This window comes from Peptoniphilus hominis (ex Hitch et al. 2025) (assembly GCF_040096015.1).
Lineage (GTDB): Bacteria > Bacillota > Clostridia > Tissierellales > Peptoniphilaceae > Peptoniphilus_A > Peptoniphilus_A hominis.
On sequence record NZ_JBBMFO010000008.1, the window covers coordinates 1 to 19198 of the forward strand.

The window sequence follows — 19198 nt, forward strand, 5'->3', positions numbered from 1 at the left end:
TGGAAAGTAATAAAATAATACCAGTACTAATAAACTACCAGTCCTGGTATTAGGTCCAACTTTATGGGGTCACCACAACAGCAAGTCTTTATTTTATAAATTTTCTATAAAATTTTTATCCAAAGTATAAATTAAAGGTCTTTCTTTTATAGCCTTTATAAAGCCATCTTTTTCAAGCTCCTTTAATTCTCTAATTTTTTTGTTTTTGTTTTTAAAATCATCAGTGTATTCAAAGATTTCATCTCTTGTGAGACCACTATTATTGTCAAAATAATAATTTTGACATAGTAAAAATAGGATAGATTTTTTTAGTTTGGTGTTCAAAGTTGAACTTTTAGCTTCAATGCATTTTCTAGCAAGATTTAAATTTTCTATTTTATTAGTCAAATTAAAGATAATATCTTCTTGACCAGCTATTAAAATTTTCAAAAATTCGTCTACAAAGTAATTTACTTCGCCCTTATTTATTTTTGAATTAGTTATATCAAAGCTTTTGTAATAGGAAGTCTTGTTAATCCAGCATCCACGAGCAAGAGACATGGAAGTTAAATAAGAATACTTGCTCCTAAGAAAGATGCTTGAAATAAATCTATTTACACGTCCATTGCCATCGTAAAAGGGATGAATGTATCCAAAATAATAGTGAGCGATAGCAACTCTTATGAGTAAATCTAAATCGGTATTTAAAAGAAAATTTAGAAGATTTGACATAGACTTTTCTATTTTATTTTCACCTGAGATCCCTTGATGTATTATTTCACCATTTACAGAATTTTTCTTTTGAACATATACTGGATCCAGCCTAAAAAATTTCCCATCAGGTTGGTCTTTTTTTTCAATTTCTCCCTTAGTTATCTCGTCATAAATTTTTCGAATATCCTTTAAATCTGATGGAACTTTCAAAGAATCTTCCTTTAAAAGTAAGAGATAGGATTTAATCATGCTAGTGAGTCTTAATTTTTTAGGGTCCTTTGAATTTAAAATATTTCTTGTAGTTTCGATTATTTCTTTTTTCTCAGATTTTACGCCTTCAAGATCATTAGAGCTTTTTAATTCACTAGAAATAATTTCCAATAAATTTGCACTTTTAGCAATTATTGGAAGTTCATCATTTAATTTTTCCAAAATATTATTGTTTTGATTTACCATGTCTATTAGATTTGAAGTTTCTCTATTGAAGACATAATAAAGCTGAAAGGACAAATTTTCCCTATAAGGTTTTATAGATAGATTAGTTTTTAAAGTCTCACTAAAATCTATTCTCGATTTATAAATTTTTTCATATTCATTTTTATTCTTGTAGTATAAAGTGTATAAATAATCCATAAATCCTCCAATAAAATCAAAAAAATATCAAATTTTCTTTATTTCAATCAATTATAACAAAATAAAATCAAAAAAACAGCAAATTTTGATTTTATTTTGTGTCTTCTAACAAATAAAATCAAAAAAAGGCAAAATTTTGATTTTATTATGGAATTTTCAAAGAGAAAAATCAAAAAACAAGATAATTTTAATTTTATCTTCCAAACCTTTCATGAAAAAATTAAAAAACCACAAAAATTTTAAATTCACAAAAATATAATGATTCACAAAATTTTAAGCCAGCAAAAGAATTTAGGCAAAGAAAAAAAGTTGTGCCCTTGACACAACTCATAATAATAAAAATATTAAGCTTCAGAATATCCGAGATTTTTTGAAAATTCTATACCGCAGTTTTTCACTGCTTCAATATATTCTTTTTTTGTAGCTTCTGTAACTCTTTCCTTAGGAATTACTACGCCAATTGCTCCCACGAGGTTCTCCTTATAATTAAAGACTGGAGCTCCAATGCCAATGGCATCTTCAATGTATTCCGAGTCGGAAACAGAAATTTTTTTGTTCCTAATGTCTATTAAATCTTTTTTTAAGGCTGCCTTATCCACTGGCGCGTCTAAGTAGTCAGAAAGATCCTTTTCTAAGTAATAATCGATATATTCCTTGGGCTGAAAGGCCAAGATTGTCTTTCTAATTGCCCCCTTGTGTAAATCTATTTCTATTCCAAAATTTTCTACGATTTTTAGGGTATGCTTGCCTTCAGACTTTGAAAGCATTAGCCCCTTGTCACCAGATTTTATTATAAAAAAGGAATCTTCCATGGTGATTTCAGATAAATTTTCTAGGACAGATTTTCCCACAGCTTGTGGATCTAGCTTTGAGGATGCCTTTATGCCAAGAGGGATAAGGGCAGGTCCAAGAGCATAGAGGTGGGTCCTCTCGTCCTTTGATACATAGCCCACCTCTATTAGGGTGGACAAAATTCTATGAGCTGTGCTTGGCGGTATATTTAAAAATTCAGAAATTTCTGCAATTGTAAGTTCTCGGTTTTCATTTTTTAATATGTCTAAAACATTAGCTGCCTTTACTAAACTTTGGATCATTTTTTCACCTTCCTATAAAATTATATCATATAATGGAAAGTATTTCACTAAAAGAAATAATCTTGGGAAGAAATTATTGTGATTTAAAAAAATTCTTAATTGAAAAATTTTTTAATTGCTAAAAATTTTTAAGGGCGAAATAATTAGGATTCGTTAAATAATTATTAATGGAAAAAATTTTTTGAATAAGAAAAAATTATGAATTGGTAAAAAATTATGAAACGGTAAAAAAATTATGAATTGGTAAAAATTTTATGATCAAGAAAAAAATATGAGCCAAGAAAAAATTATGAGTTTGTAATTAATTTTTAATCCGGGAAATTTTACCCCTCAATAAAAAGAAAACTACTTCGAAAAAAATCAAAATAGTCTTGAATTTTGTAAAAAATTTTATATAATAAGATTAAGAGTTTAGATAATTATCGAAATAGACATAGAAGGTGAAACATGTTTTCTGATACTTTTAAGGCCCTATCTGATCCAGTCAGGCTTGAAATTTTAAATATGCTAAAGAAAAATGGCAGGATGAATGCAGGAGAGATTGCAGACAACTTTGACTTATCCAAGGCTACAATTTCTCATCATCTAAAAATTTTAAAAGAGCAGGATTTGATTTACGAAGAAAAAGAAAAAAATTTTATTTATTACGAACTAAACACTTCAGTATTCGAAGATATACTGACTTGGATTGTAAAATTTAGAGGAGAAGACAATGAAAAATAAATTTAGATTTAGGAAAAACAGCATAGTTTCAATAATTGCATCACTTGCGATTTTAATAATTTTTAATGCCCTATTTTATAGCAAAATGCCAGCAGAACTTCCAACTCACTGGAACTTTCAAGGTCAAGCTGATGACTACGGCTCAAAATTTCACGCCATGGTAACGATTCAGGGATTTTTAGTCCTTATGAATTTATTTCTCTGCTTTATGCTTGATAACGACCCAAAAAACGAGAGGCAAAACAATTTTTTAATGACTTTAAGCAAGATGTCCATGCCAATAATGATGATAGTAATTTATGTCATAACAATCTTAGCTGGCCTTGGAAAAGATATAAATACATCAGTTATAATTTCTATTTTAATGGGAATCCTATTTATAGCCATTGGAAATTATATGCCAAAGATAAAGAGAAATTACACCATGGGAATAAAACTTCCTTGGACCTTAAATAGCGATGAAAATTGGAGGAGGACTCACAGGTTTGGCGGTCTTTGCTTTATATTTATGGGAATATGTTTTTTTGCTATGCCATTTGTCAAAAGCGAATTAATAATAACTATACCTATTGCAATAGTTGTAGTTCTTCCAATGATTTACTCCTACTATCTTTACACTAAAGGAATCTAAAAAAAGAATCGTTACAAAAGTAAAATTATGCTTTTGTAGCGATTCTTTTTTATAAAGTATTATTTGAAAATTCTAGTAACTCTTCTTTTAATAATGAAATAAAAGCTTTTAAGTATAAAGGTTTTTCCAAATAAGGATTTGAAACAATATCAACTCGGAGAGGATAATTAAAATCTTTAATAGGGAAAAAGTATATTTCATCATTTTGTAAAAAATTATTTGCTAACATTCTTGGAACAATTGCAGATGTAACATTGTTTAGGCATAGATCTATTTGTACATCGCACTCGCTAGTATGACACACAACATTATTCAATTCTATTCCATGGGTTATTAAGTGCTGCTGTAGCAGTGTATTTAATGCACCGGTTTCATTATAAAAAGTCATAGGGATATTCTGAAAATATTTTAAATCAACACCTTTTCTAAAATTTTTTAAATCATATTGTGAGAAATTATTTATAAACATTTTTTTATTTATTACTAGATATAAATAATCTTCGCAAACATGTTCAATATGAAGACCTAAATTTAAACTAGTATTTATTCCTAGAAAAATATCTAGTTTGTTATGCAATAAATTTTTTTCAAGGATTTTAGTATCGCCACTAAAGAATGAAATCTCAACATTTGGAAAAAGTTCATGATATCTTTTTAGTAATAATGGTATTAACAATTTAGATCTTGTAGTGCTCATACCAACAGAAAAAGAACCTTTTCTTTCGTTAGAAAAATCTGAAATACTTTTCATAAGATTTTTTTCAATCATTTCTATATTATTTAATGAATTAAAAACAACTTCCCCAGCAGGTGTCAAATGCATATAAGGGTTCCTGTGAAACAATTTTGTACCATATTCTTCTTCCATTCTTTTAATGTGATCACTGACACATTGTTGAGTTACAAAAGCTCTTTTCGCAGCTTTACTTATACTTAAAGTTTCTGCAACTAATAAAAAAATTTTTTGGTTTTGAGTCATAAAGCACCTCACAATAAAAATATTAAGCAAAATAGAAAATAACAATTATTTTCTTGAATTAAATATTAAACAATAAAAAATCTAATTACATAGTAGCATTATATCAATATAAAGCATAATAAAACAAGTTAAATATTGTTAATTTTAAAAATATACTTGTTTTATTTTTATGAAAAGGATTGCTAAAGTTAATATTAGATAAGGGGGTTTGAATTTTTATGAAAAACTCAATAAAAGAATTTGTCGAAGGTTCATATGATTTACATGTTCATTCAGCTCCTTCTCATGTAAAAAGAACAATTGATGATATTGATTTAATTAAGAAAGCTAGTACTTATAAAATGGCTGGAGTTTTGATTAAAAATCATTATGAACCAACAAGTGGAAGATCTGAGTTAATAAATACACATTTCAATTTTTTTACAAAAGCTTATGGTGGAGTTGTTTTGAATAGTACAGTTGGTGGAATTAATCCATACGCATGCGAAAGTGCACTTAAAATGGGTGCTAAAATTGTATGGCTACCAACTAGAGATGCAAAGAATTCACTGAGATATGGAAACATGAAAGGTGATTTTTTTAACAGAGAAGGAATATCTGTTGTTGATGATAAGGGTAAGCTTATTAAAAGTTTCAAAGAAGTTGTAGAGGTTGTTAAAAAATATGATGCAACTTTAGCTACAGGGCACATTAGCTTTGAAGAAAGTTTAAAGGTATGTGATTATGCCATTAAAAAAAATGTAAAAGTTGTTTTAACTCATCCAGACTGGAATAGAACAAAAATACCTATAGATATTCAAATTGATTTGGGTAAAAAAGGGGTTTTTATAGAAAAGGTTTGGGCAAATTTGGATGATGGAGATTGTAGTGCAGATGAATTTTTAAATGTAATGAATCAATTGGATTTTAATAATACATTTATTACTACAGATAGAGGGTACTACACAAAAAAGCCACCATTTGAATCTTTGGTAGATTGTATAGAGTTTCTTATTGAAAAAGGAGTTGATGGTAGGAATATTGAAAAGATATTAAAAATAACGCCTAAAATTATCGTGGAAGGAGTATAAAAATGAAAAGAATAATAAAGATATCTTTAGTGCTAATATGTTTTCTAATGTTAGTAGGGTGTTCAAAAAAAGATGATGGAAAAAAAGTTTTTCAAATTGGATTTACAACTGCACCGGTTGAAAACGATCCCTACTATATTTTTGCAAAAACTTTTTCTGACATTGTAAAAGAAAAAACAAATGGAAATATAGTAATAGATATAAAGGGATCTGGACAATTGGGTCAAGAAGGAGAAATGTTTACAGGAATGCAAATAGGAACAACTGATATGGCTATAATGACCAATGCATATATCAGCGGTTACATACCTCAAGCGGGACTTTTTGATTTACCTTTTATTTTTAAAGATGGAAAAGAAGCAGCTAAAGTTTTAAGTGGAAAACTTGGAGATGAAATATTAAAAGGATATGAAGATTATGGCATAGAAGGTCTTGCTTATGGAGAAGGGGGATTTAGACATTTAGTAACTTTAAAAAATGAAGTAAAAAAGCCTGAAGACTTCCATGGATTGAAGATAAGATGTATGGAGACCGACACTTATATAGCGACATATCAGGAGCTTGGTACAAATGCAGTGCCTATGGCATGGTCAGAAACAATAACTGGTTTGCAGCAGGGAACTATAGATGGTTTAGATATACCGGTTAGTGTAATTTATACAAATGGATTTGCAGACATTGCGAAGTATTTAAACATGACAGGACATTTTTATTCACCTTTAATTCTTTGTGTTTCAAAAAATATTTATGATAAATTAGATTCTGAAGAACAAAAGATTCTAAAAGAAGCTGCAATCGAAGCTGGTGAAGCCACAAGAAAAAATAATGCAAGTTTAGAGCCTAGTATGCTTGATGAGATGGAAGAAAAAGGTATGACAATTGTTCGAGATGTCGATAAAGAAGCTTTCCAAAAAGCATTTAGAGATTTTTATGACAAGAGAGCTGAAGGAATAGGTAAGGAATATTTAGATGAATTAAGGAAAGAACTTAATTTCTAAGGAAGGAGAAATTTATGGAAAAAGCATACAATATTGTAACAAAAATTTTAAAGTTTACAATAGTAATTGTTTTTAGTGTTTTAGTGGCATCCTGCGTTCTTCAGGTTTTTACTAGATTTGTTCTAAACTCTTCTTTATCTTGGACAGAAGAATTAGCTAGATATACTTTTATTTGGGCTAATATGCTTGGAGCAATTTTATGTACTAAGAATAGAAGTAACGCTACAGTAAGCGTAATAACGGATAACTTAAGTGCTAAAAATCAAGCTATATTAAGAAAAATTGTTAATATACTTTCCATATTAATAGGTTTGATACTTTTATTTTATGGAACTAGAGTTGCATGGGCAGTTAGAACTCAATTAAGTCCTGCACTTAGAATTAGCATGAGTTTTGTTTATGGTGCAGCACCTATATTTGGAGCATTGTTAATTTTTTATTGCGTGTATGATATGTGTTCTTCAAAAAATAATGAGGTGATCAAATGATAGGTATTATGTTTATTGTAATGTTTGCTTTGATTTTTATTGGACTTCCAGTGTATTTGTCAATTTTAGGATCAGGAAGTATGTTTTTAATAGCGACAGGAATAAAACCACTTTTGTTAGTCAGTCAAAGGATGACAACAGGGCTAGATTCTTTCCCATTATTAGCCATTCCTCTTTTTGTATTAGTGGGAGAATTAATGGATAGGGGAGGAATTTCTAAGAGAATGATAGATTGGGCAGATTCATTAATGGGATGGGTACCTGGAGGCTTAGGAGTAGTAACAATTGTATCTTGTGCTATTTTCGCAGCCCTAACTGGTTCTGGTCCAGCAACTGTAGCAGCCATTGGATCGATAATGATACCATCATTAACAAAGACTGGCTATGATAAAAAAACAGCAGCAGGTATGGTTGCGGCAGGTGGAGCTTTGGGACCTATAATTCCTCCTAGCATACCCATGATCATCTATGGAGTTACTATGGGACTATCTATACCAAAAATGTTTATTGCTGGTATTCTTCCAGGAATAGTAATGATGCTATTACTAATATTAGTTAATTTTATTCTTATAAAAAATAAACCAGAAATATTAAAAAATAGAGAAAATTTTAGCTTAAAAAGATTGTTAAAGAGTACATGGTCAGCATTAGGTGCGTTATTGTTACCTATTATAATATTAGGAGGAATATACTCAGGTGTATTTACTCCAACAGAAGCCGCGGCAGTGGGAGTTGTTTATGCATTATTACTTGGATTTTTTATATATCACGAAATACAAGTAAAAGATTTACCTGATGCATTACTTAAAGCTATGGAAACAGCTGCAATGGTTGGAATAATAATGGGAGCCGCAAATTTACTATCTTGGATCATGTCAGTTAATAATTTTGGAGATATGGTAACCAATGCCTTAGGTTCATTTATAACTACTAAATATTCTTACTTAATTGTGTTAATGATATTATTATTCTTTGTAGGAGCTTTGATGGATACAGTAGCAGCAATAATTATATTAGCGCCTGTACTAGTTCCTTTTGGTATAGAACTTGGAATAGATCCACTTCACTTGGGAATGATATTTGTAATTAATTTGGTAATAGGATATGTTACCCCACCTTTCGGTTACAATTTATTTACAGCGCAATCAATAACAGGATTAAAATTCAACGATATAGTTAAGGGTGTAATACCTTTCTTAATAATTGAACTGGTATCAGTACTATTGTTTGCTTTTGTTCCAAATATAATTTCATTTTTACCAAATATATTGGGACTTTAAAATTTAAAAGTTGACTAATGAAAAAGCCTCTAAGTTATACAACTTGGAGGTTTTTTATCCGTAAAAAAATTTTTAATACATTTTTCTATTTTTTCTTGAAACTTCTAGGGGAAGTTTTTCCCTCTCCCTCTTTACTTTTTCATCTTCCAATTTTATTACGGCGAGATTTTCTTCTTCGCCAAGGTCTATTTCAATTTCTCCACCTGGAGCAACGCACAAGGAGTGGGCGTAGGCGTTTTTGGAAAGGTCCTCATCTCTTGCTATGGCAGGTGAAACTACATAGCACTGAGTGTCCACTGCACGAGCCCTATTTAAAAGGTGGAAGTGAACTTCGCCAGTCTTTTTCATAAAGGTTGATGGGACGAAGATGACTTCTGCTCCAAAATCACGAAAACTTTGGAAAAGTTCTGGAAATCTAAGGTCAAAACAAATGGCAAGACCAAAAATTCCATATTCTGTTTCAAAAACTCCTAGAGACTTGCCGCCAGAAATTGTGTCAGATTCCTTGTAGCCTTCAATATCAAAGAGATTGATCTTTGAATATCTGTAAATTTCTTTTCCATCTCTATCAAAAACATAGGAGCGGTTGAAAATTTTTTCACCAGCTTTAATTGGTATTGAGCCACCAATTAGGTAGACCCCATTTTCTTTTGCTAGCTGGCTCATTTTTTTATAAGTTTCCCCAAAATCTTCTTCAGCAAATTTTGTGAAATAAGAATTTTGGTAGGGACAGTTCCACATTTCTGGAAGACAAATTACATGAGCCCCGCCCTTTTTTGCCCCAGTCACATATTCTTCCATAGTATTTAAGTTTTTTTCCTTATCGCCAGTTGCTGGCAGCTGAATTATTCCTACATTAAAATCTTTCATATTCACCTCAAATTATATTGAAAAATCCAAGACATAAAACAAGAATACCGAGGACTATTCTGTAATAGCCAAAGGGGATAAAGTCGTGCTCACGAACATAGCCAAGGAATTTTTTGATTACTATAAGGGCAACGATGTAAGAAATGGCGCCGCCAAGAATAATCAAAAACCATTGCCAAGCTGTAAAGGAAAAGCCGATTTTAAAAATTTTAAGGGCAGTTGCACCAAGCATAGTTGGGACTGCAAGATAGAAAGAAAATTTTGCAGAGCTTGTTCTTGAACAGCCAAGTAGCATGGCGCCAATAATTGTGGCAGCAGAACGAGATGTGCCTGGCACCATGGCAAGGCATTGGAAAAATCCAATTAAAAATGCTGTTTTTAATGTGATATCGTCTAAATTTTCATATTTAAAAACTTTATTTTTATTATTTTTTTCCATGAAAATAATTACTAGTCCATAGAAAATCAGTGTAATAGAAACTGTAGTAGTATTAAAGAAGTGAGCGTCGATAAAGTCATCTAGCAAAAATCCAAAAAAAGCTGCGGGAAGAAATCCTACAATTATCTTTGCAATTAGTCTCATAGTTTTCATATCTCGGTACTTAAATTTTTCTTTAAAAGTTAAACTTTCATAATTTTCTTCGCCAATTACTGGCACAATTTTGCCTTTTGCAATTGGATTTACATCGTAAAAATATAAATAAACAACAGCTAGTATTGCACCAAGCTGAATAATTACATTAAAGGCGTTGGAAAAAGCTTGTGGCTCAAGCTTTAGAAAAGTGTTAGCTATAATTAAATGTCCTGTTGAAGAAATTGGAAGGAACTCTGTAAGTCCTTCAATTATTCCAAGAAAAATTACTTTTATTAAATCTAAAATCATATTTACCTCCAAATTTGTCAAAGCTATTATAACATTTGTGGCAAAAAAAATAAAAGGCTCTCGCCATAAAGACAAGAGCCTTAAAACTTTATTCACTTCTTTGTAAATTTAAAAACTTTGTAAATTCTTTCTTAAACATTAGCTCAACTGTTCCCGTAGGGCCATTTCTGTGCTTGGCAATAATTACTTCGCCAATGTTTGGCTTTTCTGATTCTTCCTTGGTGTAATATTCATCTCTGTATAAAAACATAACTATGTCGGCGTCTTGTTCTATGGCGCCAGACTCACGAAGGTCAGATAAGATTGGCTTGTGGTCAGTTCTTAGTTCTGGGGCACGAGAAAGTTGTGATAGGGCAATAACTGGCACTTCAAGTTCCTTGGCTATTGCCTTTAAATTTCTTGAAATGGCAGAAATTTCTTGTTGCCTTGACTCAACTCGGGAGTTCATCTGCATAAGCTGTAAGTAGTCTATTACGATTAAGTCAAGTCCCTTTTCCACCTTCATCCTTCTGCACTTGGCTTTTAGTTCAAGGGGCGATATGCCGGCAGTGTCGTCAATTTCAATTTTTAAATTGGAGACAATGGGCATGGTGTTAATTATTTTTGTCCACTCTTCCTCATTTAAGTTGCCGGAAATAACTTTTTGCAAATCCACATGGGCATTTGATGAAATAATTCTTTGGAAAAGTTGGTTCTTGCTCATTTCAAGGGAGAAGACTGCAACTGATGCGCCCCCTCTTAGGGCTGCGTTAGTGGCAATATTTACCATGAGAGCAGTTTTACCCATGGAAGGTCTTGCTGCAAGTAAAATTAAGTCAGACTTCTGAAGCCCTGAAATTTTTCTGTCAAGATCTACAAAGCCGGTTGTAAGACCAGTTAAGGCATTTGGATTTTGCGCCTTCTTTTCCAAGTCAGAGAAGGATTCAAGGGCAATATTTTTTATATTTACAAGTCCATTTTTTGTTGAGTCCTGAGTAATATCAAATACAGATTTTTCTGCGAGCTCGATTATAAGTTCTGCCTTTGCATCTGATGAATAGGCGGCGGAAATAATTTTGTCAGAGGCATTTATTAATTCTCTTAAGATTCCCTTTTCCTTAATAATTTTGCAGTAAGACTTAATATTTGATACGGCAGTTACATTGGAAGAGAGGTCGGCAAGATAAGTTATGCCGCCAACTTCTTCTAGTGAGTCAGTTTTTTTCAGTTCCTCAGCAATGGTTATTACATCTGCAGGTTCATTTCTGTTGTAAATATTTAAAATTGCATCGTAAATTTTTCTGTGAGCATCTTGATAAAAGTCCTCTGTCTTTAAAATTTCGATAGAGGCAGTTATGGCTTCCTTGGATAACATCATAGAGCCAAGAGCAGATTCTTCAGCCTCTAAGCTGTGAGGAGGCATTTTTATATTTTCAACAGAATTTAAATCTAATTGGTCCTTTACATCCATATCAATCAAGATTCCGGTCTAACATTTACCTTTAAAGTTGCAGTAACATCTGGATACAATTTTATGTCGATGTTCTTCATGCCAGCTTCTTTAATATTTTCAGCTAGGTCAATTTTTTTCTTGTCAACTTCAATTTTATATTCACTCTTTAAGTTTTTAGCAATGTCTTGTGAAGTTATTGCACCAAAAAGTCTTCCGCCTTCGCCGGCCTTTGCTTTAATAGTAAGAGTTATTTCTTCGATTTTTTTCTTAACTTCATTTGCCTTGGCGCGGTTTTCCTTTTCTAACTTTTCTTCTTCAATTTTATTTTTCTTCCAAGTTTCCATGTTTTCAGGAGTAGCTTCAATGGCAACTCCCCTTGGGATTAAAAAGTTACGAGCGTAGCCAGTCTTTGCGTTAACTATGCTTCCCTTTGGTCCTAAGTTTTTGTCGTCCTTTAATAAAATTACTTTCATGTTATTCCTCGCTTTTGTTTTCTTCTAAATATTCATCTATAGCTTCTATTAAAATCTTTTCAGCTTCGTCTAAATCTTCTGTGTCAACTTGGGCTCCAGCCATATTTAAGTGACCGCCGCCGCCAATTTTTTCAAGTATAAGTTGAACTGATACAACTTCTCCACGAGACCTGCCAGATATGTGGGTTTTTCCATCATTAATAGTTAGGACAAAGGATGCATCAATGCCATTTATATCAAGTAGGGCATCGGCAGCTTGTGCAGCCACAAGGACGGAATTTTTTGCCGCCTTTTCAAATCTCGATACAGCAATATTGTCGTGGATAATTTTTGTGTTGTGAATTACATCTGCCCTGTAAAGCATAGTGTCAAAATCGTCTTGGAAAAGTGCCTTTACCTTTAACATATTTGCCCCAGCCCTCTTTAAAACAGAAGCAGCTTCAAAGGTTCTCACCCCAGTTTGGAAGGAGAAGTTCTTTGTGTCAACAACTATTCCACTCATGAGAGCATCGGCTTCAAAGTGAGTTAAATTTAAGTCGTCAGACATATAAGTTAGCATTTCAGTTATGAGCTCGCAAGTGGAAGAAGCATAGGGTTCTACATAAGTTAAAACTGGATTTTCAACAAATTCCTTGCCCCTTCTGTGGTGGTCGATTACAACTATTTGACCAGTTGCCTTTAAGAGGTCTGGATACTCTGTAAAGGATGGCTTGTGATTGTCAACTAAAATTATTAGAGAAGAGTGCTTTATTGTATTCATGGCAGTTTCCCTAGAAATGACCTTTGCATAAAGCTCAGGCTCCTCTTCCTTCATCCTGTCAATTAAATTGTCAATAGACGGATTGGACTTTTCAAGGACTATAAAGCCTTCCTTATTCCTATTTAGGGTTGCACGAAGACAACCTATGGCAGCACCAATGGCATCCATGTCTGGATTTTGGTGACCCATGATGTAGACATTTTCAGATCTGTCGATTAATTGTTTTAGGGCTTCACCTATAACTCTAGCCTTAACCTTATTTCTCTTTTCAACAGCCTTTGACTTGCCGCCAAAAAAGGCATAGTTGTCGTCAACCTTTACAACGGCTTGGTCACCACCACGACCTAGTGCCAAATCAAGGGATGAGTCAGCTTCAAGGTAGGCATCTTTAAAATTAAGTCCAAAGGAAGAAACTCCAATGGATAAGGTTATTGGAATGGAGTTGCCCTTGTTTAAATCTCTAAGGTCGTCTAAGATGTCAAATCTCTTGTCCTTTAAAATAGTTAGGGACTTATAGGTCATTACAACAAGGTACAAATCTTCGTCCATTTTTCTAACTAGGGCGTCGTATTCTTCAAAGTACTGAGAAATAGTTGAGTCAATCTCTGCAATGAGTAGGGGTCTAATTTCTGATGGGGCAGAACTTACAGCCTCAGAGAAATTGTCCACTTCGATCTTTGCAATAATTGGATACTGGGAGGTGTACTTGTCCTTTAAATTTTTGTAGGCAGTGTTGTCTACAAAGTAAAGGAGGACAGACTTGCCTTCCTTATTTTCAGACTTATTTTCCACAACATTGGTGTAGACGCTAAAGGATCTCTTGTTTATTTCAATAGGAAGGGTGTTGGCACCATTTCTACCTATTATATTTGAGATGTCAATGTCCTTAACTAAATTTTCAAGGTCCCTGTCTAGGACACTCTTTTCGTTAAATAAATTTATGAAGGGGGTGTTGTACCAGAGGATTTTTGCCTTTTCGTCAGTTACTACAAGGGGAAAGGGCATGTCAAAAATAGCTTCCTTAGTTAAAGAGTCAAAATTTTCGTTTAAATTTTCAATATGTTTGATTGTCTCTTCATTCTTATTTTTGATTTCGGAATAGCTTAAATAAAAAACATATGCAAAAGCAATAATTGAAATAAGGCCAAGAATTGGCTCTAGTATTATTAAAATAATAACGACTGCGATTCCGAAAATAAGATATGGGAGAAAATCGCTAATTTTATAATTATCTTTCATAATATTCCCACTTAATTAATTTTTCTAAAGTTAACAATTTGGTCAAGGGCGCCAAGTATCATGACAAAAATTTGCAGTGTCGAGATGGCTAGGCAAAGACCAATTAATAGATATTGTAAAAAACTCTTAAAGCCAAATCTCGTCATATAAAATTTAAGAACGCTTATACCTGCCGCAAAGAGCATGAAAAAAACTAAATTCATTAAATTCAAGATGAAGATTTGACCGCTGGGACCAAAATAATCGCCAGTCAAAGAAAAAATTGCAAGAGTAGCAATGGATAGCATAATAATTTCTCTTGGGAGTTTTAAAAATTCAAGAGAAGAAGGTTGCATGATAAACTTTCCTTTTGAAAGGAGACTTCTTCCAGCTGTAGTGTAAGTTACATAGGAAGTGACCACAGATATGATTATCAAAACAGAGGGAAGGATTTGTAAAAATCTCTTGTAATAAATTTCTGCACTTGCAGCAAAATTTGATAGGTCCCCTTGTGATAGTCCAGCTTCCTTAGCAATATTTGTATAAAAGCCTGTAATGGAATTAATAGTTTCCCTTGAATTTAGGACTTCACTATTTATGCCAAAGGCAAAAAATAAAACCATTATAGATGTAAAAAATATAAGAGATGTTGCCATAATTGTCGGTGCAACAGGTCTATTTGTGGTAATCATATAGTGAAAAATTAAGATGAAGGGTCCAAAAATTGTAAAAATTATTATTGCCTCCATAGGTCCTAAGATGGCACCGATTAGGAGGACAACTGCAATTAAAGTCGCCATCACCTTTATAATTCCTTCTTTTACAGATTCAACTACATACATAGAAGGAAATAAAATATAAAGAAAGGGAAAAATCATTCCAATCATGGAAATAATTATAGACCTAGTAAAGAGTCTAAAGAGTCCCTTAAAATCAGTTTCTTTTTCCAATAAATCAACTCCTGTCCACTTCATTTTACCACAGATTTATAATTTGATAAAGAAATCTAAATTTAGGTAAAAATTATAAAAAAAAAAAATAAAGTTTGCGATAAAGTCTTGGCAAATTTTATAAAAAAAGCCAGGGTCATCCCTAGCTTTAAAAATTAGTAAATAATTAAGTTGTCGCCATCCTTATACATAAAGAAGCTGTCGTAAATTCCATCGGGGCTGTTCTCTAAGTCCAGTAAAAAGTCCTCTATATTTTCCATGACTTCATCATTAATTTCCAAATCCTCGTAGCGAAAAGTAATGCCCGATACAACTATTTTCTTTTCCTCCATAAATTCCTTCCTTTCTCAAAAAATAATTATAAAAACTACTCTTAATAAATAACTTAAAAAAGAAAAAAATTATATAGAAAATTCACCTAAGGGAATTAAAACTACTTTCTAAAATATGCTAAGAAGAGGGCACCTGGACCTGTGTGAGTGCCAACAACACTTCCTATTTGAATAAATTCTGGAGAAGAAATTTTATCTTCCCAAAGATCTTTTGTCTCTCTCAAATATTTTTCAATCTTTTCACTGTCTCTACCTGTGTAGCCAAGTTTAAGGGGCATGGAAAAGTCAATAGATCCATGTTTTTTTATTTCGCTAATAAATAAGTTGTTGGCATTTTTTATTCCCTTTGCCTTGCCAACAGATTCAATTGCACCATCTTCCATGGAAAGAAGAACCTTGACAGAAAAAAGTCCACCTATAAGGGCAGATGCCTTTGAGATTCTTCCGCCTCTTTCAAGGTATTCTAAGGTGTCAACTAAAACTACAAGTCTAAGCCTTTTCTTTGCTTCCTCTAAAAGTTCGGCAATTTCTCTTGCAGACTTTCCTTCTCTTACAAGCCTCATGGCATAGTCAACGAGAGCTCCCTCTGCATTTGAAACATTTAAGGAATCTACAATAAAAATTTTATCTTCAAGACCCTGGCTTGCAAGCTTTGCACTTTGATAAGTTCCAGATAACTTTGATGACAAGACAATTACCACAGCCTCGTCGCCAGCATCTATGACCTTTTTGTAGACATCCATGAAAGCCACAGGTGTAGGTTGGCTTGTCTTTGGAAACTCTTCCTTTTTCTCAAGCCTTTCATAAAATTCGTCCTTTGTAATATCAACTGAATCCAAAAAGTCTTCTTCGCCAAAAGTTACGTGAAGGGGCACTACAATTAAGTCCTTCTTAATATTTTCTTCTATGTCACAAGTTGATCCCACAATTATTTTTACTGCCATATATTTCCTCACAATTATTTTATTTTATCTATTTTTACTATTATACTTTAAGATTCTTAAAAAGTATTTTATAAATTATTAAAATTTCATTAATTTTTATAAATATTTACTCCATTGTTCAAGCTTTAGTATAAAGAATAGTAGGGCAAGTGTCAACATAGACAGCAGGGCATCTATAAAGTTTTTGTGGTAAAATGTTAAGATAAGATTGAATTTTTTGGGAGATGATTTTATCAATAGATATTCAAAAATTACAAAGAAGACAAAAAGAGAAATTGTCCTTTTAAAGGCTAGACCCTGCAAGTGGGGCAAGTGTACTTTTTGTGATTATATAGAAGACAACGAAGTGGACAATAAAAAAATTGACGAGATAAATTTTGAAGTTTTAAAAAATGTCACAGGAGAATTTGGAGTTCTAGAAGTCATTGACTCAGCCTCAGTTTTTGATTTGACAGACAAAAGTCTTGAGGCAATAAAAAAAGTTGTTGAAGAAAAAAATATAAAGAGATTATTTTTTGAAGCTCACTGGATTTATAGAAATAGACTTGATGAGATAAGAGACTTTTTTGGTATTCCTATAACTTTTAAGACGGGAATAGAAACTTTTGACAATGACTTTAGGGAAAAAGTCCTAAAAAAGGGTGCAGACTTTAAAGACTATAGAGAAGTGAAAAAATATTTTGACTCCCCCTGTGTCATGGTGGGCATAAAGGGACAGACGAGAGAAATGATTGACCGCGACATGGAAATTATAAAAAATTTCTCCCACGGAACAGTAAATATTTTTATGAACAACTCCACAGATATAAAAAGAGACGATGAACTTGTAGCGTGGTTCGTGGAAAAATATAGATACTTAGAAGATGACCCTCATGTAGATATTTTACTTGAAATCACAGATTTTGGTGTGGGCTGAAAATCTCTAAGAAAAAAATAGAAATCTTTAAAATTTATTTTTAAGATCAAAAAAATTCCCGATGGAAAATTTCCACCGGGATTATTTTTTGAGAATATTTTATTTTAGATAAATAGCATTGAAAGCATATCTTGTACGTGAAGTGGTGCTTCTGGTCCAACAGGAAGTCCTATTAGGTACCATACTATCATTAAAAGTGTCCAACCCAACAAGAAGAACATTGAATATGGAAGCATCATTGATGTAAGTGTTCCAAGTCCAGAGTCCTCGTCGTATTTTTGCATGAAGACAACGATCATCGCAAAGTAAGACATAAGTGGTGTAATGATATTTGTTGAAGAGTCACCAATTCTATAGGCAACTTGTGTAAGTGCAGGTGAAAGTCCAAGATTATACATCATTGGCACAAATATTGGAGCCATAATTGCCCATTTTGCAGAAGCTGAACCCATAAATAGGTTTAGGAAAGCTGAAAGCAAGATGAACATAATTAATAGTGGAAGTCCCTTTAGTTTAATTGACTCTAAGAAGTCTGCTCCGTTTTTTGCAAGAATTAGTCCCAAGTTTGTTTGGTTGAAATATTTTACAAACTGTGCTGCAAAGAAAGCAAGAACAAGGTATCCGCCCATGCCCTTCATGGCTTTTGTCATTGCATCCACAAGGTCGTGGGAATTTTTTATAGTTCCAACAGTTTTACCATAGGCAATACCAGGAATCATGAAAAGTAGTAACATTCCAGGTATAAGTCCATGACCTAAGAAGTATTTAAGTGTCATTGCATTTTTAGATTCTTCAAAAGCTCTAAAAGGTGCATTAGCTGGGAACATCAAAAACGCCATAATCACTACAAAAGCTATGAAAGCTATAAGAGCATTTCTAAGGCCCTTCTTTTCCAAATCAGTTAGTGGACTTTCGTCAGCCTTGTAAGATCCATGGTATTCTCCTAAGTTCTTTTCAACAATTCTATTAGTTACAAGAGTACCAATTATTGTGATTAAGAAAGTTGATACAAATAGGAAGTACCAGTTACAAGTAGCGGCAAGAGTCATGTCTATACCACCAGCCTTTAAGGCTTCATTTGTAATATTTGTAAGTAGTGGGTCAGTTGTACCAAGTAGTAAGTTGGCAGAGAAACCACCACTTACGCCTGCAAAGGCTGCTGCTATACCTGCAAGTGGATGACGACCTGCATTTGCAAAGATAAGTGCTCCTAGTGGAACTACTACTAAGTAGCCAGCATCAGATGCAATATTTGACATAACGCCAGCAAATACAACTGTAGCTGATAAAAGTGTAGGGTTTACGTTAGAAAGAAGTCTTTTTAAAGTTGCATTAAAAAGGCCACTGTTTTCAGCAACACCAACACCAAGCATAGCTACAAGAACTGTTCCTAGTGGAGCAAAGCCTGTAAAGTTTTCTGTTGCAGAGTTAAAGATGTAAGCAAGCCCTTCCCAATTGAGAAGAGATACAGCTTCTTTAGTTACTTCTTCTCCAGCCTTTGCATCGAAATATGTAACACTTAAGCCTGATTTTGCTGCAAAATGTGAAATTATGATTACGATTACACTTAGTATTGCAAAAATCATGGCAGGGTGAGGTAATTTATTACCAATTCTTTCTACGCCTTTCAGAAAGCCGCCAACATCGTTCTGGTTTTTAACCTGTTTTTTGTTTTCTTTCATTTAATTCCTCCTCATTAATGAAAATAATATCCTCAAATTTAATATTATAGTAAATCTGTTATACTTTCAACAATTATTTGACAATATTACTATTTTTATCACTGCTGTAATAGATTAAATTAAATGATTTATTTTCATACAATGTACAA

Annotated in this window: 19 protein-coding genes; 7 read left to right on the top strand and 12 right to left on the bottom strand. The window is 32.7% G+C overall.

Annotation, left to right across the window (positions count from 1 at the left end):
• Positions 1-93 precede the first annotated feature (93 nt).
• Both WMO19_RS03820 and WMO19_RS03825 read right to left on the bottom strand, forming a co-directional pair.
• The gene (locus WMO19_RS03820) at positions 94-1326 is read right to left on the bottom strand and encodes a Fic family protein (protein WP_349170261.1); all 1233 of its coding nucleotides are present in this window, start codon (positions 1324-1326) and stop codon (positions 94-96) included.
• 344 nt (positions 1327-1670) lie between these two features.
• Positions 1671-2420 (bottom strand): IclR family transcriptional regulator, encoded by a 750-nt coding sequence (locus WMO19_RS03825; RefSeq protein ID WP_349170262.1) that lies wholly within the window; start codon positions 2418-2420, stop codon positions 1671-1673.
• 447 nt (positions 2421-2867) lie between these two features.
• Between WMO19_RS03825 and WMO19_RS03830 the strand changes: the two genes are divergently transcribed.
• Positions 2868-3143 carry an autorepressor SdpR family transcription factor gene (locus tag WMO19_RS03830; RefSeq protein WP_349170263.1) on the top strand — a complete coding sequence of 92 codons (276 nt, stop codon included), beginning with the start codon at positions 2868-2870 and terminating at the stop codon, positions 3141-3143.
• The gene (locus WMO19_RS03835; RefSeq protein WP_349170264.1) at positions 3133-3774 is read left to right on the top strand and encodes an SdpI family protein; all 642 of its coding nucleotides are present in this window, start codon (positions 3133-3135) and stop codon (positions 3772-3774) included. Before WMO19_RS03830 ends, WMO19_RS03835 begins: the two co-directional genes overlap by 11 nt.
• A gap of 49 nt (positions 3775-3823) precedes the next feature.
• Here WMO19_RS03835 and WMO19_RS03840 read toward each other — a convergent pair whose 3' ends face one another.
• On the bottom strand, positions 3824-4753 hold the full coding sequence (locus WMO19_RS03840; RefSeq protein ID WP_070610830.1) for a LysR family transcriptional regulator: 930 nt from the start codon (positions 4751-4753) through the stop codon (positions 3824-3826).
• Between the two features lie 218 nt (positions 4754-4971).
• Here WMO19_RS03840 and WMO19_RS03845 point away from each other — a divergent pair, with 218 nt between their 5' ends.
• The 4 genes from WMO19_RS03845 to WMO19_RS03860 are packed head-to-tail and all read left to right on the top strand — an operon-like array spanning position 4972 to position 8589.
• Positions 4972-5823, top strand: coding sequence for a DUF6282 family protein (locus tag WMO19_RS03845; RefSeq protein ID WP_070610828.1), 852 nt, complete (start codon positions 4972-4974; stop codon positions 5821-5823).
• 2 nt (positions 5824-5825) lie between these two features.
• Complete coding sequence (locus WMO19_RS03850; protein WP_349170265.1) at positions 5826-6821, top strand: TRAP transporter substrate-binding protein; 996 nt, start codon at positions 5826-5828, stop codon at positions 6819-6821.
• Positions 6822-6835: 14 nt separating this feature from the next.
• The gene (locus WMO19_RS03855; protein ID WP_349170266.1) at positions 6836-7309 is read left to right on the top strand and encodes a TRAP transporter small permease; all 474 of its coding nucleotides are present in this window, start codon (positions 6836-6838) and stop codon (positions 7307-7309) included.
• Positions 7306-8589, top strand: a complete 1284-nt coding sequence (locus WMO19_RS03860; protein WP_349170267.1) for a TRAP transporter large permease — start codon at positions 7306-7308, stop codon at positions 8587-8589. Before WMO19_RS03855 ends, WMO19_RS03860 begins: the two co-directional genes overlap by 4 nt.
• A gap of 72 nt (positions 8590-8661) precedes the next feature.
• Here the strand turns inward: WMO19_RS03860 and WMO19_RS03865 are convergent, their stop codons facing one another.
• The 8 genes from WMO19_RS03865 to WMO19_RS03900 all read right to left on the bottom strand — a co-directional run bounded on the left by WMO19_RS03865 (position 8662) and on the right by WMO19_RS03900 (position 16451).
• Positions 8662-9459, bottom strand: a complete 798-nt coding sequence (locus WMO19_RS03865; RefSeq protein WP_349170268.1) for a carbon-nitrogen hydrolase family protein — start codon at positions 9457-9459, stop codon at positions 8662-8664.
• A 7-nt stretch (positions 9460-9466) separates the two neighbouring features.
• The gene (locus WMO19_RS03870; protein ID WP_349170269.1) at positions 9467-10342 is read right to left on the bottom strand and encodes an undecaprenyl-diphosphate phosphatase; all 876 of its coding nucleotides are present in this window, start codon (positions 10340-10342) and stop codon (positions 9467-9469) included.
• Positions 10343-10430: 88 nt separating this feature from the next.
• Entirely contained in the window at positions 10431-11792 is a 1362-nt protein-coding gene (gene dnaB / locus WMO19_RS03875; protein ID WP_316718921.1) for a replicative DNA helicase, read from the bottom strand.
• Positions 11793-11797: 5 nt separating this feature from the next.
• Positions 11798-12247, bottom strand: coding sequence for a 50S ribosomal protein L9 (rplI, locus tag WMO19_RS03880; RefSeq protein WP_019125597.1), 450 nt, complete (start codon positions 12245-12247; stop codon positions 11798-11800).
• Position 12248: 1 nt separating this feature from the next.
• Complete coding sequence (locus WMO19_RS03885; protein ID WP_349170270.1) at positions 12249-14246, bottom strand: DHH family phosphoesterase; 1998 nt, start codon at positions 14244-14246, stop codon at positions 12249-12251.
• A gap of 11 nt (positions 14247-14257) precedes the next feature.
• Complete coding sequence (locus tag WMO19_RS03890) at positions 14258-15199, bottom strand: DUF2232 domain-containing protein (RefSeq protein WP_349170271.1); 942 nt, start codon at positions 15197-15199, stop codon at positions 14258-14260.
• A 131-nt stretch (positions 15200-15330) separates the two neighbouring features.
• Positions 15331-15507 (bottom strand): hypothetical protein, encoded by a 177-nt coding sequence (locus WMO19_RS03895; protein ID WP_019125594.1) that lies wholly within the window; start codon positions 15505-15507, stop codon positions 15331-15333.
• 101 nt (positions 15508-15608) lie between these two features.
• Entirely contained in the window at positions 15609-16451 is an 843-nt protein-coding gene (locus tag WMO19_RS03900) for a DegV family protein (RefSeq protein ID WP_349170272.1), read from the bottom strand.
• 232 nt (positions 16452-16683) lie between these two features.
• Between WMO19_RS03900 and WMO19_RS03905 the strand changes: the two genes are divergently transcribed.
• Positions 16684-17367, top strand: a complete 684-nt coding sequence (locus WMO19_RS03905) for a radical SAM protein (protein ID WP_349170306.1) — start codon at positions 16684-16686, stop codon at positions 17365-17367.
• A gap of 104 nt (positions 17368-17471) precedes the next feature.
• Here WMO19_RS03905 and WMO19_RS03910 read toward each other — a convergent pair whose 3' ends face one another.
• On the bottom strand, positions 17472-19049 hold the full coding sequence (locus WMO19_RS03910) for an AbgT family transporter (RefSeq protein ID WP_349170273.1): 1578 nt from the start codon (positions 19047-19049) through the stop codon (positions 17472-17474).
• Between the last annotated feature and the right edge of the window lie 149 nt (positions 19050-19198).

Excerpts from the sequence above, each read along its gene's own strand:
- WMO19_RS03820 (WP_349170261.1), bottom strand. The coding sequence starts at position 1,326 with ATGGATTATTTATACACTTTATACTACAAGAATAAAAATGAATATGAA.
- WMO19_RS03825 (WP_349170262.1), bottom strand. The coding sequence starts at position 2,420 with ATGATCCAAAGTTTAGTAAAGGCAGCTAATGTTTTAGACATATTAAAA.
- WMO19_RS03830 (WP_349170263.1), top strand. The coding sequence starts at position 2,868 with ATGTTTTCTGATACTTTTAAGGCCCTATCTGATCCAGTCAGGCTTGAA.
- WMO19_RS03835 (WP_349170264.1), top strand. The coding sequence starts at position 3,133 with ATGAAAAATAAATTTAGATTTAGGAAAAACAGCATAGTTTCAATAATT.
- WMO19_RS03840 (WP_070610830.1), bottom strand. The coding sequence starts at position 4,753 with ATGACTCAAAACCAAAAAATTTTTTTATTAGTTGCAGAAACTTTAAGT.
- WMO19_RS03845 (WP_070610828.1), top strand. The coding sequence starts at position 4,972 with ATGAAAAACTCAATAAAAGAATTTGTCGAAGGTTCATATGATTTACAT.
- WMO19_RS03850 (WP_349170265.1), top strand. The coding sequence starts at position 5,826 with ATGAAAAGAATAATAAAGATATCTTTAGTGCTAATATGTTTTCTAATG.
- WMO19_RS03855 (WP_349170266.1), top strand. The coding sequence starts at position 6,836 with ATGGAAAAAGCATACAATATTGTAACAAAAATTTTAAAGTTTACAATA.
- WMO19_RS03860 (WP_349170267.1), top strand. The coding sequence starts at position 7,306 with ATGATAGGTATTATGTTTATTGTAATGTTTGCTTTGATTTTTATTGGA.
- WMO19_RS03865 (WP_349170268.1), bottom strand. The coding sequence starts at position 9,459 with ATGAAAGATTTTAATGTAGGAATAATTCAGCTGCCAGCAACTGGCGAT.
- WMO19_RS03870 (WP_349170269.1), bottom strand. The coding sequence starts at position 10,342 with ATGATTTTAGATTTAATAAAAGTAATTTTTCTTGGAATAATTGAAGGA.
- dnaB (WP_316718921.1), bottom strand. The coding sequence starts at position 11,792 with ATGGATGTAAAGGACCAATTAGATTTAAATTCTGTTGAAAATATAAAA.
- rplI (WP_019125597.1), bottom strand. The coding sequence starts at position 12,247 with ATGAAAGTAATTTTATTAAAGGACGACAAAAACTTAGGACCAAAGGGA.
- WMO19_RS03885 (WP_349170270.1), bottom strand. The coding sequence starts at position 14,246 with ATGAAAGATAATTATAAAATTAGCGATTTTCTCCCATATCTTATTTTC.
- WMO19_RS03890 (WP_349170271.1), bottom strand. The coding sequence starts at position 15,199 with ATGAAGTGGACAGGAGTTGATTTATTGGAAAAAGAAACTGATTTTAAG.
- WMO19_RS03895 (WP_019125594.1), bottom strand. The coding sequence starts at position 15,507 with ATGGAGGAAAAGAAAATAGTTGTATCGGGCATTACTTTTCGCTACGAG.
- WMO19_RS03900 (WP_349170272.1), bottom strand. The coding sequence starts at position 16,451 with ATGGCAGTAAAAATAATTGTGGGATCAACTTGTGACATAGAAGAAAAT.
- WMO19_RS03910 (WP_349170273.1), bottom strand. The coding sequence starts at position 19,049 with ATGAAAGAAAACAAAAAACAGGTTAAAAACCAGAACGATGTTGGCGGC.